Genomic DNA, 17,184 nt, shown 5'->3' on the forward strand with positions numbered 1-17,184 from the left:
CTAGTCAAATTAGAGTATTACATCTTCCCTAGACACTCATCAAGTGGAAAAAGTTCATTGTCTAATCTTCCATACATTTCTTCTCTTTCGATTAAGACAAAAGCATCTTTATTTCCATTGCTAGTATTCTCTAAAATAAATTTACTTAAAATATCTGCTGATAAATTTTCCCTGCTTCCACAACTAACCAATACATTCATAGACAATACATCTTCTCCAATTTTATACTGGATTTTTTTAAGCATTGGCTTTATGTCTATTTCCTTTTCTCCACTTTTACCCTTTTTTATAACCTTCCACTCTTGCATATCGAATATTTTCTTTATTTCTTCTTCTAAATGCTCTGTATTATCATATTTTATTCCTATAGCGTAAGTAGCTCCATCCACAGCTGCCATAGATTGTGGTATCTTTTTCCCGTTTTCTCTCTCTTTATTTAGTTTTACTACATTAATAAATTTTACACCAGAAGGAGAGTTTTCATCCAACTTTTCTTTAATATACATTGGTTCTAAATCTTCACTAAGATTTATATCCATGTACTCTCCTTTAGAAAACATTCCTACTGAAAGAGGTTGAGCTAAAGATATATTCATATGAGGATTAAATCCTTTTGAGTATTCAATAGGAAGATTCGCTCTTTTAATTATCTTTTGAAGAGTTCTCATTAGATCTAAATGGGAAATAAACTTTATATTACTTTCTTTTGTGAATTTAACTAAATAACGCATTCTCAAAGCACTTCCCTTCTAGATTAATATCTGCACCACAACCAGTACAGCCCTCTCTGCAATCTGGAGTTATTACTCCTGATTTTGCTCTTTCATTTTCTTTCATAAGATATTTTTTATTTACCCCTATGTCTATAAAATCCCAAGGCAATATTTCTTCATAGTTTCTTTTTCTATATGCATAAAAACTAGGATCAACTTTGCAATTTTCAAAAGCATTCATCCAATTATTATAATCAAAATACTCAGACCATCCATCAAATTTCGCTCCATTTTTCCATGCCTCTATGAGTACATCGCATACTCTTCTATCCCCTCTAGCAAAGACAGCTTCCATAAAGCTTACTTTAGATGCATGATAGTTGAAAGATATAGCCCTACTCTTTATATTATCCTTTATAGCGTAAACTCTTTCCATTACTTCCTCTTCTTTTAATTGAGGCTCCCATTGAAATGGAGTGAATGGCTTAGGTACAAATATTGATGCACTAGATGTTACCTTTAACCCTTTTTTTCTTTTATCCTTAGGTATTTTGTAATATTCATCTACTACTTTTTCTGAAGTTGTAGCAATACCTATAGCATCTTCAATAGTTTCATAAGGAAGGCCTATCATAAAATAAAGTTTTATAGTGGACCATCCTGATTCAAAGGCACTCCTTGTAGCATTTAATAAATTCTCCTCAGTTACACCCTTATTTATAACATCTCTCATTCTTTGAGTTCCAGCCTCAGGTGCAAAGGTTAACCCAGTTTTTCTAACCTTTTGTATTTCATTTATTAAATCAACAAAAAATGAGTCTATTCTCAATGAAGGAAGAGATACTCCTACTTTTTCATGTTGATGTTTTTCTATCAAAGAGTTTATCAATCCTCTTATATCTGAGTAGTCGCAAATACTTAATGAAGTTAGTGATATTTCATTATAACCTGTGCTTTTAAGAAGTTGTTCTCCTAACTCCATTAACTTATCCTTTGTCTTTTCTCTTATTGGCCTATAAATCATTCCAGCCTGACAAAATCTACACCCTCTTGTGCACCCTCTAAAAGTTTCTAAATTGATTCTGTCATGAACAATTTCAGTATAGGGAACTATCAATTTATCCGGATAAGCAACTTCATTAAAATTATTAACTATTCTTTTTTGAACTTTCTTTGGTGCATGTTCATATAAAGGTGTAAACTCCTTTATAGTACCATCTTCATTATAATTTACCTCATATAAAGAAGGCACATATATACCTTTAATTTTACATGCCTCTTTTAAAAATTCACTCTTAGATTTTCCTTTAAACTCTTTATAAAGGTCTAATAATTCATGTAAAACTTCTTCCCCTTCTCCTAGAACAAATATATCTGCTATATCATAAAGAGGTTCAGGGTTATATGCACAAGGGCCGCCGCATATTACAAGAGGCTCATCTTCTCCTCTCTCTGAAGCTCTTACATTAATTCCACCCATATCTAACATGTTTAATATATTTGTATAACTCATTTCATATTGAAGGGTAAATCCTACAAAATCAAAATCCTTTATGGAATCTTTACTTTCTAATCCGTATAAAGGAACATTGTTTTCTCTCATAAGTTTCTCCATATCTGGCCATGGAGCAAATACCCTTTCACAATAAGTATCTTTTCTTTCATTTAACACATAATAAAGTATTTTCATTCCTAGATGTGACATTCCTACCTCATAAACATCTGGAAAACAAAATGCAAATCTTATATCAATATTTTCTTTATCTTTTTTATATGAATTAAATTCTTCTCCTATATATCTAACTGGTTTCTCTACTTTAAAGAGAATATCATCAGGAATTAAGTTCATCAATATACCTCCTCTTAGGTTCTTATTTTTATATAATACCATATTAACTTTGAAATTGAAAATAATTTTCCCTATGTAAAAAAGAATAACTAGTGAGTATACTAGTTATTCTTTTTAGGTACCTTATCCATAATTTTTATCTTGTATATCCATTAATTCTTCTAAAGTTATATTGCCATATATTTTTAATCCCTCTATAATTTCTTGTTCAAATATTAGATCCATCACTTTCATCTCATCATTCAATACATAAAATATATTATATTTATTTTTTTCTACTATACTTAAAATACTTACCAAGGTCTTTTTGTAATTGACAGAAATACTTCTATTTTCAATATATCCCCTTTTTAAAAATTTATTTTTCTTTTTAATAATATCCCCCATAATTATATATGTTATCCTTTCTCGTTCTTTTATAGAAGAAATAATAATAAATAAAGCTATAAGTCCTAAACTCATGTTACTCTTCCCTGCAAAAAATAAAAAAAGGTAAATAAATATTAAAAATATACCTAAAATCAAACTAATATAAACCGTAATCAAATTTGCTCTTTTATAAATATATTTATAATTCAACATTCCTCTTATTATTCTTCCCCCATCCAAGGGATAGGCTGGAATTAAATTAAACAACCCTATAATTAAATTACATTCATATAATAATAAATATATATTTAAAGGTTTAAGGCTAAATAGCATATAAAATACCGCTGCCAAAATTAAGTTGACCAAAGGTGCGGACAGAGATATAATCAGCTCCTCTTTGGTTGAAGCTTCATCTATATCTCTTAACTTTAAAACTGTCCCTACAGGTAAAATTTCTATTTGAAAACCTGCAAATCCAAAATATCTAGCAACTAAGTAATGTACACCTTCATGCAAAATTACTATAAGAAGTGAAATCAAAAATTTTTTTTGATACCCTATATAAAACAATATTAATAAATATGGAATGAAGTATTTATTTACTTTTATCAAGTCATTTTCCCATCCTATTTGATTGATAAGTAATTTTCAGGATTTCTACTTTCACTCATAAAAAGAAGCTCAAAGTGAAGATGCTCTCCTGTAACCTTTCCTGTCTTTCCGCTCTTTCCAATTACTTCTCCTTTAATAACAGTTCCATCTTTTTTTACATCTATGGAGCTTAGATGAGCGTATTTTGTTTCTATTCCTTCTCCGTGATCAATTAATATATAATTGCCTAGCTCTGGATCCTCTCCACAATCCTTAATTCTACCATTGTAAGCTGCCTTTACTTCTGTACCTTCTTTAGCACTTATATCCACCCCATAATGAAATTTGCTTTTGTTATCTATGGGGTCTATCCTATATCCATAACCTGAAGTTACAGCGCCATTGACAGGTAACGCAAACTCCTCTCCTATTTTTTGATTCATAGTCTTTTTACCTGTTATTTTACTCTTTGCACTTTCAATGATATTGGTTGTTCTTTCTTCTAGTTCTTTGTAGTTAAACTTTTTTATATTTAAATATAAAGAGGACACATCTATATTTTTATTTACTATTTCTTTAGAATAATTGTATACAAGCTGGGTTTTGGGAGTAACTACTACTTTGCACACAAGAACTAAAAAGAATAACATAGTAGCTCCAGATAAATCTCTAATTATCCTTCTGCTTATGTAATTTGAGACAATATTGTCATTCCTACCTTTACTCGAATAATAGTTATTTACCTCTTTTCTCTTCTTCAGATTTCTATAATACTCTTCATATTGTGAATTATAACTCCCCATGTTTCTTCCCCCTTAAATAAAAATACAATATATAAAATATATATTGAGATTAATTTTTAAATATTACTATTATTTAGTTGGAAGCTAGTTAATCGAAAGTTATTAATTAATAATTGAGAATTTAGGAATTTCCAAATTATAAAATAAAAGAATTCCCAACCAAGGGAATTCTCTCCTTTACTCTTCACTTTTAACTCTTCACTCAACTCTCAACTCTCAATTCTTAAAAGTTGTGTGCTTTTAATGCTTTAACAAACACCTCAGCAGAACCTAAATTTGTTGCTAATGGAACACAATGCAAATCACATAATCTCACAAGAGCAGTTACATCTGGTTCATGAGGTTGTGCAGTTAATGGATCTCTTAAAAATATTATAAAATCCATCTTACCTTCTGCCACACGTGCTCCAATTTGTTGATCTCCTCCCAGTGGTCCTGATAGAAATTTATGAACCTTTAACCCAGTATTTTCCTCTATCAATCTTCCTGTTGTACCTGTTCCAAAAAGCTGATGCTCCATAAATACTTCTTTGTACCTTCTTACAAAATCAATCATATCTTCTTTTTTCTTATCGTGAGCTATTAAAGCTATGTTCATAATGATTCCCCCTAGAAATTTATTTTTTTCCTTCTCATTCCCACATTTAAAATAAGAGCAACAGACATAAAAGCTGTGGTAAGAGAACTTCCCCCATAACTCATAAAAGGCAATGTAATACCCGAAATAGGCATAACTCCAATAGTCATACCAATATTTTGAAGTATAGAAAATATAAAAGTAGAAGCAACACCAATACATATCATAGATCCAAAGATATCCTTCGATGATCTCGCTATATTTATAAATTTATATAATAATATTCCATACAAAGCTAGCAGAACAATTGCCCCTATAAATCCCCACTCCTCTCCCACAACGGAGAAGATAAAATCCGTATGAACTTCTGGTATAAAACCTCCTGCTACTTGAGTTCCTTTAGTAAATCCCTTACCAAACATTCCTCCAGAACCTATTCCTATTTGAGATTGTGTAAGCTGAAGGTTTGCACCTAACTCATCAGCTGCAGGGTCTATTAATGAAATCAATCTTACCTTCCAATAATCATGCATTAAAGGCGAATTCCATACTGCAGCAATCAATATTACTATTCCAACTATTCCTCCACCTATAACTTTTAAATCTAATCCTGCTGCAAAAAATATACCCAACACTATAAAAAAACATACCATAGTCATTCCCATATCAGGTTGAATAACTATTAGTAGCATCGGTATAATTGCATACATAGACAACTTTAAAAAGTTCTTTAAATTATTTATATTTCCCTCCATATCATGAAGTTCTTTTGCTAGCATTAATACCAATGCTAATTTAGCAAGCTCCGAGGGCTGTCCTATAGTTACTGATCCTATTTTCATCCATGATCCAGCTCCATTGACAGTTGACTTAAATATTGTATCATTTAAAAATAGCAGTATTACGCTAAACCAATAAATGATTTTAACATATCCTTGAATAACAGAGTAATCTATCAATAAAATAAAATACGTCACAGCTAATCCTAAACATATCCAAACTATTTGAGATTTAAATACTGCAATTCCTGCCCAAGTTTTCGTAGCACTATATATATTTAATGCTCCAAAAACAGCTATAACTAAAACCAGGAATATTAATCCAAAATCTAATTCTTTTAATAATTTTTTATTGATTTTCAATTTGTCGAACATTGTAAAATTCCCTCCAATATCAAGTGGTTCTTAGCTTCAGATGGAGTTTCCTTATAAGAAATATCTACTTATAGCTGAAGCTTATAAGAACTTATTCATGAGCTTAACAGTTCTTATATCCTTCTGATGGTTAACTATCTAATAAATATGATTATATCAATGTGCATCAAAAAAAGCTATGCATAAATTTATACATAGCTTTTAAAATTATCTTCTTTTCAACATTTTTTTTATAGGAATATTTGCAACTAATGCTGGAGAATTACCTTCTTCTTCATCAGAAGTAGTCATAGTTATTTCTAATTCATCTTTATCAATTTCAACATATTTGGATATTACACTCATTATTTCTTCCTTAATATTATCTAAAAGTTCAGGAGAAACTGTTGCTCTATCGTGGATTAATATTAATTGCAATCTCTCCTTAGCCGTGTCTTTTGAAGATTTCTTTGTGAAAAACCCCATAAAATCCATTAATATCACCTCTATTTAATTCCGAAGAGTTTTTTTAATGAATATAAAAATCCACCTTCATTGCTATCCATGTTTAAAAATGAAACTTCTTCCCCTATAATTCTTCTAGCTATATTGTTAAAAGCTTTTCCTGATACAGCTTTATCATTTAAAACTATAGGTTCCCCTTTATTAGTTGAAATTGTGATATTTTTATCATCTGGAACAATGCCTATTAATTTTATTGCCAAACTGTCCAATATATCATTAACATCTAACATATCTCCGTTTTTAACCATGTCTGAATTGATTCTATTTACAATAAGTTGAGGATCCTCTACTCCCTTAGCCTCTAACTTTCCTATTACTCTATCTGCATCTCTAACAGACGTAACTTCTGGATTAACAACAACTAAAGCTCTATCAGCACCTATTATAGCATTTTCAAAGCCTTGTTCTATACCAGCGGGACAATCAATTAATACATAGTCAAAATCTTCTTTTAACTCACTAATAACTTCTAACATCTGTTCCTTTGATATATCATCTTTATCTCTAGTTTGAGCTGTTGGAAGTAAGAATAAGTTAGGAAATCTCTTATCCTTAATAAGTGCTTGCTTTAATTTACAATTTTCATCTATTACATCCATTAAAGTAAACACTATTCTATTCTCAAGTCCCATCAATACATCTAAGTTTCTTAATCCAGTATCTCCATCTACTACTACCACCTTTTTATCCATAGATGCTAAGGCTGTACCTATGTTTGCAGTAGTGGTTGTCTTACCAACTCCACCTTTACCTGATGTTATTACTATAGCTTGTCCCATATAATTTTCCCTCCGTTATATAAATTTGTTTGGTAAATAAGGTTCTACAACTATGGTGTTTCCTTTTATTTTAGCTACTTCAGGATATTGAGGTTTAATATTCTCTTCTGGGGCCCTTGTAGCTATCCCTCCAATTTGAAGTATCTGCGGCTGCAAAGTAAATGCTGCAACTATTGACTTTTCATTGCCACCCACTCCTGCATGAACATAACCTCTTAGAACACCGAGAACGATTATATTCCCACCTGCATATATTTCAGCACCAGAATTAACATCACCAACTATTACTATATTGCCCGAATAGTTAATGACCTGCCCACTTCTTATAGTCCTTCTTATAAACTTAGTTCTACCTTCATATATACCCGAAAAAACTTTATTATTTTTATCCTCTACATTTTCGAAGATACAATCTTTAATTAAAATTTCGTCAAAAAGTATATCTCTAAGCCTTCTTAATTCTTTATCATTTATGTATTGTAATTCCGTTGTAATTTTTAAAGTGCAACCTTTATAAAACACCTTACCTTTAGATAATCTTTCAATTAAAGATTCGAGCATTTCGTCAAAATCTTTAAATTTATTCATGTTTATTACTGCATTTATTCCTTCTTTGTTTCCTTTTATTATTATACTGTCATCTAACATAATTTTACCCCTCCAAAGCAGGTATAAGTTTATATTTCAACAAATATTGCCTAATTCCTTCTAAATTATCATATTCTTTTTAAAAAAGGCATATACAATTTTGTATATGCCTTTTTAAATTTAATCTATATGCTGAAAATTGTAATTTTGCTTTGTCAATTCCTCTTTAAAGTAAGCTTCATACATTGCTTTTGCAACGGGATTAACAGATCCACCGTGTCCACCGTCAAATATTATTACACAAACAGCAATTTGAGGGTTATCATAAGGAGCATATCCTATATAAACACCGGAAGAAGTTCTTCCTACTTTTTCTTGAACTCCTCCTTCTCTAAAAGTAGAGGAACCAGTTTTACCTGCTGTAACTATAGGGAAATCTCTAAATGCTGATGCACCTGTACCTTCATCATAGGATGAAACGGCGTGCATACCTTCCCTTACTACTCTAAGGGTTTCTGGCTTAAGATCTATTTTATCCATTACCTCTGGTTTATATTCTTGAATAGTATTGCCTTCAGCATCTAAAAATTTATCTACAAGATGTAATTTATATCTTGTTCCTCCATTAGCTATCATTGCTGAAAAATTAGCTAATTGAAGTGGTGTAAAATAATTAGAACCTTGCCCTATAGAAGCATTATATACGTTACCTGGTCTTAAAGCTTCTTCTTCAACTGCATATACAAACTTATAAACTTTGCTCATAGCAGCTGATATATCTCCATCAGTAAATTTTTTCGCACTCATAGTAGGGGATTTTTGAATCAATTCCTTTAACATAGCTTTTACCGTATCAGAGAAGTTAGGTACATCTCTATATCTCATGTGTTTTATTATAGTATCGTATATTTTTTTCTTTAAATCTTTTACTTCTTGGCTATCCGTATCGTTAGCTCTTAAATCTATGCCTTCGTAATCATTTGTACCTTTCACTTTTCTTAATTGAAGCAATTCATCATATAAGGACCATATATATATATTAGATGCTTTATTTTTTTCAGATTGAACATTAAATACCTGACCAAACAATTCCGGTATTTCTATTCCTGTTGATGGCTTTTCAACATCATGTGGAGCACCTAATCCAAACTTCCATGCATATTCAGCTAAAGTATCCAAACCTTTTTCATATAACCTATCTCCAACTTCAAAGAAGAAATAGTTGTTTGAATATGCTAAAGCTTCCACCGCGTTTAAGCTACCTTTACTTGAATAATTCCAGCTCCTACCTTGATATCCATGCTTAGTATAAACTAAATTATCATATATAGTTTCATTAGGTCCCAGCAATCCTTCTTCTAATCCCGCTATAGCTGTTAATGGCTTAAAAGTAGATCCCGGTGCTATAAAAGATGACGTTGCATAGTTAAAGAAAGGCTTAGGAAAAATATCATATTCATCTTTTCTTGCTCCACTCTCTTTATTTTGAATAGGGAACAACTCATCTACAGTTACACTAAGACTTCTTTTTGCTATATAATCCTTGGCAAAAGCTTCATAATCCGGATTAAAAAGACTTTGATACAGTTCACTTGTCAATTTTCCAGGCATGGAAAAAATATTTGGATCAAATCCAGGGTTACTAACTAAAGCTAATATACCTCCAGTGTTCACATCAATAGCCACTGCGGCACCCCTTGTAGCATTTGACGTATTAACTCCATCATAACTTACATTTGGGTTATCTCTTAAATTTTGCATAGTCTTTTCTAGAGCATCCTCAGCTGCCTTTTGAACATTATTGTCAATAGTAAGCTGCATAGTTTGCCCAGGATATGGTTCTTTTCTAAATAATTCCTCAATAATTCTTCCTTGTCTATTTAATTTTACAATTCTTCCGCCTTTAGAACCTTTTAATCTATCCTCAAAAACCGCTTCTAACCCTGAAACTCCAACATAATCTGAACTTATATCATAACCCTTATCTTTATATTGGTCTGGATTATTAATCTTAGAAATGTATCCTAAGAAAGCTGATCCTAATTTACCATTAGGGTAGTATCTTACGGGTTGAGTTATAACATCTATACCACTAAGATCATTTAATCTCTCCAAAAATATAAAAGCAGTATCCCTTTTAATATTACTTTCTATTACTACAGGTTTATATCCACTAAAACTCTGCATCGTCATAGTATCCTTTATTATAAGATACTTTCTCTGTTTCTCTAAAGGATATTCCATTTTATCTATTCCATATTCACTGATAATGCCCTCTAAAATTTCTTTCTTTTTATTAGATTTAGCATTTTTATACTTATCTAGTTTGTCTTTAAATTCTGTAGTTGATTTTATGTTAAATCTACTTACTATTATTGGATAAGTTTCCTCTGGAGTAATTACGTATTGTTCTAATAAATTTTTAAAATCTTCTTTAGGATAAATTTTATACTTTTCTACTAACAGCTTATATGTTTGTTCTGGAGTTATTTTTAACAACTCTTCATTAACTGCTTTTATCTCTTCCTCTGTAAAATTATCCTTTTTGTCTGGAAATATTTTTTTTTGAATAGCTTCATTTAATCCTCTATCTCTTTTAAATCTAATCTCCAATGTTTTTCTAGCTTCTACATCGTTAGTCTTAAACTCAAACCTATAAGGATTTATTTTTAACTCAAGTTCATCTTGAATTTTCTCACCATTACTGTCTAACAAATTAAATACCTTATCCATGGTTTCAAAAAAATACTTTTTATTATCACTTGTTTCATTATATACCAATATATAGCTTTGAATATTTGTTGCTAATATGGAGCCATTTTTATCTATTATAGGTCCTCTTGGTGCTGCATCAGGAACTTCCGTTATAGCTGTACGACTTGCTCTTTCTTTATATTGTTCACTATCTTTTATCTGAAGAATTCCTAATTTAAAAATCAGAATGGAATATATCACAGCAATTATCAAAAAAAAGGCTGTGAATCTATTGAGTTTTTTCTTCTTATCCTTCATAATTCACCATTCCTTTAAAACTTCCATTTTTTCTTCATGTAATCCTTACTACATAATTTAAATACAAATTTATACATTATAATTGAAACTAACATATTATATAGGGAATTAAAAAGTATATTTCTTAAAGGCATATTTACATTAACAGTATATAACAATACAAACACTAGTATACCCTTAAAAATACTCAGCAAAAAGCTAGTTGCTACTGGAATTAACAGCTTTTCTTTAAATATACTGATTCCAACATAACCTGCTATTGCACAGCTCAACATGTTAACCAATGCATTTATCCCTAAAACATTTGAAAAATAAACGTCCTGCAGCAATCCTGCAAAAACACCTAGCCATAACCCTTCCCAACTTTCATTTATAATTGAATAACTCACTATAAATACAAACAAGAGGCTAGGACTAAATCCTTTAACAGCAAGAAAAGGTATAATTGAATTATCTCCTATGAAAAGGATAAGGACTATAGAAAATAAAGTTAATATCTTTCTCATACCCATCACCTTATATTCAATTTATTCTTAGGAACTACTACTAAAACCTCTTCTAACTTAGAAAAGTCTACAAAAGGTTGTATAATAGCATTTTTCATAACCTTACCTTTGTCCTCTTCAACATCTACTACATGACCTATTCTAATACCTTTTGGATATAATCCTGTGCCTGATGTCAATATAGAATCTCCTGTTTTAATCTCAGATTCCAAGGGAAGGTAATAAAGTTTTGCTAACTTTTTATTTCTACCATCTTTATAACCTTTAGTTACCCCTACACTCTCCCTAGTAGTTTGTACTATACTAGTAACGGCTATATTTTCATTGGATAAGGTTTGAACTATTGCCCAATTATCTCCTACCGAACCTATTTGTCCAACCAATCCATCTTTTGTCATTACAGCCATTTGTTTTTCAATTCCATCTTTCTTACCTTTATTAATAGTAAACTCCTCCAAAAAGTTTCCTCCGCTTCTTCCTATAATGTCACAACCTATATAGTCATATTCGGAATTCTGCTCTTTGAAATTCAACATTCCTTTAAGTCTTTCATTTTCTGCCTTTAATACATCGTAATCTTTTTCTTTACTCTCTAATTCAATATTTCTCTGTCTTAACTCTTCATTTTCTTTTTTAACATCAGAAAAACTAGTGACAAATTCCGTAAAATTTTTCACCTTCATATTGGCCTTATAAAAAAATCCTTGGACAGGATTAATTGCTACCCCCACACCGTTCTCAACAAAAGATACTTTTTGCCTCTTAGAGCTATACCCGATTAAAACTAAAAATGTAACTGACAGCACAATTATAACTACTGCCAGTTTATTTTTCAAAAATCCCATATTTATCTTTATCTTTTTCTTTTACTATCTATTAATTTATCTAAAGTATCTAATGCTTTTCCTGCTCCTATGGCAACACAATCTATAGAAGCATCTGCTATATGAACTGGCATATGGGTTTCTTGATTAATAAGTATATCTAATCCTTTTAATGTAGCTCCTCCACCAGCGAGCATTATACCTTTATCCATTATATCTGAAGCTAATTCTGGTGGTGTCTTCTCTAAAGTGCTTTTTATAGCCTCTATAATAGAGACTACAGGTTCTGCTAGAGCCCCTCTTATCTCCTCTTCAGTTATATCTATAACTTTAGGTAATCCAGTTATTAAATCTCTACCTCTTATCTGCATTGAATTATTTTCTCCAGTGTCATATGCAGACCCTAACTCAATCTTTACATTTTCAGCTGTTCTTTCCCCAACCATTAAATTAAAGTTCTTTTTTATATAGCTTATTATTGCTTGATCAAACTCATCTCCTGCAATCCTTAAAGATTTACTGGTTACTATTCCACCTAAAGAAATAATTGCAACTTCAGTAGTTCCTCCACCAATATCTACAATCATACTTCCTGTAGGTTCATTAACTGGAAGCCCTGCTCCAATAGCTGCTGCCATAGGTTCTTCCATAAGCAATACTTCCCTTGCTCCTGCTTGCTTCGTCGCTGCATCTATTGCTCTTTTTTCAACCTCAGTAACTCCTGATGGAAAACATACAATTATTCTAGGACTAGTAAAAGCACTTTTAGAGCTTACTTTCTCAATAAATTTTTTTAACATAGTTTGAGTAACGTCGAAATCTGCAATTACTCCATCCCTTAAAGGTCTTATAGCTATTATATTACCAGGAGTTCTTCCTATCATCTGCTTAGCTTCTTCACCAACTGCCAATACCCTTTTTGTGTCGCTATTTATTGCAACAACAGAAGGTTCTCTTAAAACTACTCCTTTTCCCTTTACATATATTAATGTATTTGCTGTTCCTAAGTCTATTCCCATATCTTTAGATATTCCAAACAATGCCATCTATGATTTCTCCTTTCAATCACACCATACCTTTTTCTTTTAAACTTATATAAACTCCGTCACCAATTATTATATGATCCAATAGGCCTATACCTATCATATTACCACAGTCCACTATCCTTTTTGTAATGTTAATATCTTCCTTACTTGGCATAGGATCACCAGACGGATGATTATGACAAATAATTATTGATGAGCTATTATTTTTTATCGCTTCACAAAATATTTCTCTTGGATGTACAATGGAACTATTTAAACTCCCTATAAATATATCTTTAACCTTTATAACACCATTTTTAGTGTTTAACATTATTACTTTAAGATATTCTTGTTTTAAATACCTCATCTCTTCCATGACTAAAAAAGCTGCATCCTGAGGTTTAGTTATTTGGTAATTATCTCCTGACTTAAAAGACTTGAATCTTTTGAAGAGTTCAGATAAAGCTAAAAGTTGACATAACTTAGCTTCTCCAATACCGTCGATTTGCATTAATTCTTCTCTAGATAATTCTAAAATACCATTTAAGCCTTTAGATATCTCCATTATATTTCCACATAAACTTAAAACATTTTCATTTTTACTACCTGTTCTTAAAATAATTGCCAATAATTCCACATTAGAAAGACTTTCACATCCATATCTAAGTAATCTCTCTCTCGGTCTTTCATTGATAGGTAAATCCCTTAGTTTTAAATTGTTTTTCATTAAATTTAACTACTCCTTTTAAAGATTTACCCCCATCTCCTTTAACATTTTATATAGACTATTTAGAGGAAGACCTACAACATTATAATAACATCCATTTATTCTTTCTACAAAAACTCCTCCATAGCCTTGAATTCCATAAGCACCAGCTTTGTCAAAAGGTTCCTTACTTTCTATGTATTTTTCTATAAGGTCATCTGAAAGATTAGAAAATTTAACTTCTGTACATACATAATCTGTCATTATAGAATTATTTTCTTTATTATAGATAAATATACCTGAGTAAACCAAATGAACATTTCCGCTTAATTCTTTAAGCATGGAAAAAGCTTCTTTTTGATTTTTAGGCTTACCTAATACTTTACCATTGAAGAACACTACTGTATCACAAGCAATAATTAATGAATTTTTATCTTCGATATTTGAAGCTACATTCATTCCTTTTCCTTTGGCTAATTCTATGACATAATTTCCACAATCTCCATCAAACCCTATGTTATCTTCATCAAATTGACTCACGATAACTTCAAAGTCACATAATATTCTTTTTAATAATTCTCTTCTTCTTTCTGAAGCTGACGCTAAAATAATTCTCATTTTTGCACTTCCTATATCGTTTTTTAGTAATTATTGCCATATTATTAAAAATTATATCTTTTACCTTTTATAGTTTATCATTTATATAATTTATTAACAAGTATGTATAATATAATGTTAATAAATTTTTTATAAAGTTAAAAATTAGCCCATCATTTATTAAATGATGGGCTAACATAATTAATTAAATTTTTTCAGATAATTATACACAAATATATAGTTTTCTTCTAAATTATCTTTGCTAATTTGCTCTGGTAAGGAATTTACCTTACTTTTAATTTCCTTTAATTTATCTATATTTTTGCTGTTAGCATCTATATCATTTAACGAATTAACCCATTCTTTTAACTGCTTTGTTTGAATATGTTTTACGTTTTTCTCTGATAATTTATTTAATATTTGTAAATAAGCATTAGCTATTTGAGCTATTTCAAAATCACATGTGTCATTATATTTTATTTCAAATACTAATCTAGAATTTTCTATTTTATTCTTTGTCAATTCATCCATTACTTTCTTACTTTCTTCTTCACTATATACGCCTAAAATTACTCTTTTAAGCTCTCCTTCATTTACTATAAATGAATTTCCAAAGGAAGATAATTTGTTTTTTGTCTCTTTAGCATATTCCTCATTTTTAAACATCCCACCTTGAACAGCTGCGTACTTTACAACTTCACCTTTAACAAAATTCACTTCCTTGGCATTTTTAGGTTCTTTTTCTTTTTCAGACTCTCCTTTTGTTATATTTATCTCTTCTTTTTTACCATCTATACTGCTATTAATACTTTCTTTTAATGGAGTTTTAAACAAAAATCCTATAACTAGCAATAAACATAGTATTAATAAAAATAATAAAATAAAGGAGAAAAATTTATCTTTTCTTTTTCTTTTAAGATCATATCTTGTATACTTTATTTTTATCACCCCGTTTTAAAAATACTTCTTATTAAATACTATTAATTAAGGGGCAATTTTATGATAAAAACATAATAAAAAACAAATAAGCCCGACAGACGAATCTGTCGGGCAATAATTATCTAAATATTCTTCTAGCTCCTGCATACCTTTGAGTATAGTAGCTTCCTGAAAGTTCGCTTATAGTAACTTTTTTACTTCCTGAAGAGGCATGTATAAATTGTCCTCCTCCTATATACATTCCCACATGGGATATACTTCCATCTGTATTAAAGAAAACTAAATCACCAGCAATCAATTCACTTTTTTTAACTGGTTGTCCTACTTCATACTGTGATCCTGTATAGTGACCTAAGCTTACTCCAAATGCGGAATAAACATACTGCGTAAATCCAGAACAATCAAAAGCTGATGGTCCTGCTGCTCCCCACACGTAAGGTCTCCCTAAGAAATTGTATGAGTATGATACTATATCACTTCTTCCACCTCTACTATATGACTTTGAAGCATTGGCTGATTTAGAGCTATTTTCATCATTTCTCTTTGGAACTATAATCACCTTATCTGTTTTTACTGTAGCTGATCTTACTTCCATACCTTTACTATTCAAATCAATTGACGCATCTGCCTTAACAAAATCGCATTTTAACACAGTAAAACCTACTAAAAAAAGACAAAATACTAAAATTGAGCTTAGCTTTCGCTTTGAAGAGTTCATTTTTTATCCACCTTTCTTGCTTCCGAAGTTAGCTGACGGGTTCGGGCAAAGGTTACCCTACTTAGCCTAAATTATATTACTAAGATTAACCCCCAATTATTGGTTCCTCCGTACTTAAGAAAAACTTAAGATTCAGCACTACTTTCATTATAATTGAAATCTAAATATAAAGTCAAGAATATTTAACAAATTTTTAATAATTACATGTTTCTTCGCATAACTTTTTCAATTTAAATACGTATATATAAAGTAAAATCCAATTATTGGATAAAAAGGGGTATTAAATTAATACCCTAATTCTTTGCCAACTATTATAACCTTAATTCTTCCCTTAGTTTTTTGCCTTTTTAAAACTACATAATCACTACATATCCTATCATCTATATTACAATCCGTACAGTAGCCAACCTTTGCACAAGGAGTATTTTTGTTAAGTCTTTTAGCATTTATTGGAGCTGCCAATCTTTTTACTCTGTCTTCAGCTTCTTTTAAATCCTTTACTATTTTATTCATTCCTGTTATGACAATAACTTGATCAGGGCCAAACATCATGGCTGCTACTCTATTCCCATTTCCATCAATATTGTATAACTCTCCTCCTTCTGTTAATGCATTTGTGCTACAAATATAGGTATCTGCATAAAATGTATCTTTGTATAATTTCTTAATATCTGCTGGTGTTAAGTGCTCATCATATCTGTCTAAAAACTTGTAATCGCCATTTCTTAAAAGGTCAATAATTCCAGTTTGGAATAAAGTCATAGACCCGCCAACTGAAACAGTTGATTTTTCTTTTAACAATTCTTTAAGCTTCTCCCTTAACTCAGATTCATCTTTTACAAAGTATCCATCCATATTGTTTCTTTTTAATGCTTCAATAGTTTTTCCTACCTTCTTTTCTAGATACCATAAGAGATTCTTATCCATCCT

The 17,184-nt window shown here is 30.6% G+C and carries 18 protein-coding genes and 1 riboswitch; all 18 genes read right to left on the reverse strand.

Annotated elements, in window-relative coordinates; translation table 11 throughout:
• Positions 1-17: 17 nt before the first annotated feature.
• Positions 18-731 carry a TIGR03936 family radical SAM-associated protein gene (locus RYO54_RS06725; protein WP_315116921.1) on the reverse strand — a complete coding sequence of 238 codons (714 nt, stop codon included), beginning with the start codon at positions 729-731 and terminating at the stop codon, positions 18-20.
• A complete protein-coding gene (locus tag RYO54_RS06730; RefSeq protein WP_315116922.1) occupies positions 715-2,562 on the reverse strand; it encodes a TIGR03960 family B12-binding radical SAM protein in 1,848 nt (615 codons plus the stop codon). Before RYO54_RS06730 ends, RYO54_RS06725 begins: the two co-directional genes overlap by 17 nt.
• A 123-nt stretch (positions 2,563-2,685) precedes the next feature.
• The gene (locus RYO54_RS06735) at positions 2,686-3,543 is read right to left on the reverse strand and encodes a M50 family metallopeptidase (protein WP_315116924.1); all 858 of its coding nucleotides are present in this window, start codon (positions 3,541-3,543) and stop codon (positions 2,686-2,688) included.
• Positions 3,544-3,557: 14 nt separating this feature from the next.
• Positions 3,558-4,325 carry a M23 family metallopeptidase gene (locus RYO54_RS06740; RefSeq protein ID WP_315116926.1) on the reverse strand — a complete coding sequence of 256 codons (768 nt, stop codon included), beginning with the start codon at positions 4,323-4,325 and terminating at the stop codon, positions 3,558-3,560.
• 223 nt (positions 4,326-4,548) lie between these two features.
• A complete protein-coding gene (mgsA, locus tag RYO54_RS06745) occupies positions 4,549-4,923 on the reverse strand; it encodes a methylglyoxal synthase (RefSeq protein WP_315116928.1) in 375 nt (124 codons plus the stop codon).
• An 11-nt stretch (positions 4,924-4,934) separates the two neighbouring features.
• Positions 4,935-6,056: a rod shape-determining protein RodA gene (gene rodA, locus RYO54_RS06750; protein ID WP_315116929.1), complete on the reverse strand. Its 1,122-nt coding sequence runs from the start codon at positions 6,054-6,056 to the stop codon at positions 4,935-4,937.
• A gap of 207 nt (positions 6,057-6,263) precedes the next feature.
• Positions 6,264-6,530: a cell division topological specificity factor MinE gene (minE, locus tag RYO54_RS06755; RefSeq protein WP_216437931.1), complete on the reverse strand. Its 267-nt coding sequence runs from the start codon at positions 6,528-6,530 to the stop codon at positions 6,264-6,266.
• Positions 6,531-6,541: 11 nt separating this feature from the next.
• Positions 6,542-7,339, reverse strand: a complete 798-nt coding sequence (gene minD / locus RYO54_RS06760) for a septum site-determining protein MinD (RefSeq protein ID WP_315116931.1) — start codon at positions 7,337-7,339, stop codon at positions 6,542-6,544.
• 15 nt (positions 7,340-7,354) lie between these two features.
• A complete protein-coding gene (gene minC / locus RYO54_RS06765) occupies positions 7,355-7,987 on the reverse strand; it encodes a septum site-determining protein MinC (RefSeq protein ID WP_315116933.1) in 633 nt (210 codons plus the stop codon).
• 120 nt (positions 7,988-8,107) lie between these two features.
• Positions 8,108-10,939 (reverse strand): penicillin-binding transpeptidase domain-containing protein, encoded by a 2,832-nt coding sequence (locus RYO54_RS06770; RefSeq protein WP_315116934.1) that lies wholly within the window; start codon positions 10,937-10,939, stop codon positions 8,108-8,110.
• Between the two features lie 14 nt (positions 10,940-10,953).
• Entirely contained in the window at positions 10,954-11,445 is a 492-nt protein-coding gene (mreD, locus tag RYO54_RS06775; RefSeq protein WP_315116936.1) for a rod shape-determining protein MreD, read from the reverse strand.
• Between the two features lie 5 nt (positions 11,446-11,450).
• Positions 11,451-12,290, reverse strand: coding sequence for a rod shape-determining protein MreC (gene mreC, locus RYO54_RS06780; protein WP_315116938.1), 840 nt, complete (start codon positions 12,288-12,290; stop codon positions 11,451-11,453).
• Positions 12,291-12,298: 8 nt separating this feature from the next.
• Positions 12,299-13,315 carry a rod shape-determining protein gene (locus RYO54_RS06785; protein ID WP_315116940.1) on the reverse strand — a complete coding sequence of 339 codons (1,017 nt, stop codon included), beginning with the start codon at positions 13,313-13,315 and terminating at the stop codon, positions 12,299-12,301.
• A gap of 19 nt (positions 13,316-13,334) precedes the next feature.
• The gene (gene radC, locus RYO54_RS06790; protein WP_315116942.1) at positions 13,335-14,021 is read right to left on the reverse strand and encodes a DNA repair protein RadC; all 687 of its coding nucleotides are present in this window, start codon (positions 14,019-14,021) and stop codon (positions 13,335-13,337) included.
• 18 nt (positions 14,022-14,039) lie between these two features.
• Positions 14,040-14,618: a Maf-like protein gene (locus tag RYO54_RS06795; protein ID WP_315116943.1), complete on the reverse strand. Its 579-nt coding sequence runs from the start codon at positions 14,616-14,618 to the stop codon at positions 14,040-14,042.
• A gap of 180 nt (positions 14,619-14,798) precedes the next feature.
• Positions 14,799-15,545: an SPOR domain-containing protein gene (locus RYO54_RS06800; RefSeq protein ID WP_315116944.1), complete on the reverse strand. Its 747-nt coding sequence runs from the start codon at positions 15,543-15,545 to the stop codon at positions 14,799-14,801.
• Positions 15,546-15,654: 109 nt separating this feature from the next.
• Positions 15,655-16,254 carry a C40 family peptidase gene (locus tag RYO54_RS06805; protein WP_315116945.1) on the reverse strand — a complete coding sequence of 200 codons (600 nt, stop codon included), beginning with the start codon at positions 16,252-16,254 and terminating at the stop codon, positions 15,655-15,657.
• Between the two features lie 2 nt (positions 16,255-16,256).
• Positions 16,257-16,402, reverse strand: a riboswitch (cyclic di-AMP (ydaO/yuaA leader).
• 137 nt (positions 16,403-16,539) lie between these two features.
• Positions 16,540-17,181, reverse strand: coding sequence for a lactate utilization protein (locus RYO54_RS06810; protein ID WP_315116947.1), 642 nt, complete (start codon positions 17,179-17,181; stop codon positions 16,540-16,542).
• Positions 17,182-17,184: the final 3 nt, after the last annotated feature.

This window comes from uncultured Clostridium sp. (genome assembly GCF_963515715.1).
GTDB lineage: Bacteria > Bacillota > Clostridia > Clostridiales > Clostridiaceae > Clostridium_AW.

What these genes read in the sequence shown, in the direction of transcription:
- RYO54_RS06730 (WP_315116922.1), bottom strand. Translation starts at nt 2,562, where the DNA reads ATGAACTTAATTCCTGATGATATTCTCTTTAAAGTAGAGAAACCAGTT.
- RYO54_RS06785 (WP_315116940.1), bottom strand. Translation starts at nt 13,315, where the DNA reads ATGGCATTGTTTGGAATATCTAAAGATATGGGAATAGACTTAGGAACA.
- RYO54_RS06740 (WP_315116926.1), bottom strand. Translation starts at nt 4,325, where the DNA reads ATGGGGAGTTATAATTCACAATATGAAGAGTATTATAGAAATCTGAAG.
- rodA (WP_315116929.1), bottom strand. Translation starts at nt 6,056, where the DNA reads ATGTTCGACAAATTGAAAATCAATAAAAAATTATTAAAAGAATTAGAT.
- RYO54_RS06805 (WP_315116945.1), bottom strand. Translation starts at nt 16,254, where the DNA reads ATGAACTCTTCAAAGCGAAAGCTAAGCTCAATTTTAGTATTTTGTCTT.
- mgsA (WP_315116928.1), bottom strand. Translation starts at nt 4,923, where the DNA reads ATGAACATAGCTTTAATAGCTCACGATAAGAAAAAAGAAGATATGATT.
- mreC (WP_315116938.1), bottom strand. Translation starts at nt 12,290, where the DNA reads ATGGGATTTTTGAAAAATAAACTGGCAGTAGTTATAATTGTGCTGTCA.
- minD (WP_315116931.1), bottom strand. Translation starts at nt 7,339, where the DNA reads ATGGGACAAGCTATAGTAATAACATCAGGTAAAGGTGGAGTTGGTAAG.
- RYO54_RS06795 (WP_315116943.1), bottom strand. Translation starts at nt 14,618, where the DNA reads ATGAGAATTATTTTAGCGTCAGCTTCAGAAAGAAGAAGAGAATTATTA.
- RYO54_RS06770 (WP_315116934.1), bottom strand. Translation starts at nt 10,939, where the DNA reads ATGAAGGATAAGAAGAAAAAACTCAATAGATTCACAGCCTTTTTTTTG.
- minC (WP_315116933.1), bottom strand. Translation starts at nt 7,987, where the DNA reads ATGTTAGATGACAGTATAATAATAAAAGGAAACAAAGAAGGAATAAAT.
- radC (WP_315116942.1), bottom strand. Translation starts at nt 14,021, where the DNA reads ATGAAAAACAATTTAAAACTAAGGGATTTACCTATCAATGAAAGACCG.
- mreD (WP_315116936.1), bottom strand. Translation starts at nt 11,445, where the DNA reads ATGAGAAAGATATTAACTTTATTTTCTATAGTCCTTATCCTTTTCATA.
- minE (WP_216437931.1), bottom strand. Translation starts at nt 6,530, where the DNA reads ATGGATTTTATGGGGTTTTTCACAAAGAAATCTTCAAAAGACACGGCT.
- RYO54_RS06810 (WP_315116947.1), bottom strand. Translation starts at nt 17,181, where the DNA reads ATGGATAAGAATCTCTTATGGTATCTAGAAAAGAAGGTAGGAAAAACT.
- RYO54_RS06725 (WP_315116921.1), bottom strand. Translation starts at nt 731, where the DNA reads ATGCGTTATTTAGTTAAATTCACAAAAGAAAGTAATATAAAGTTTATT.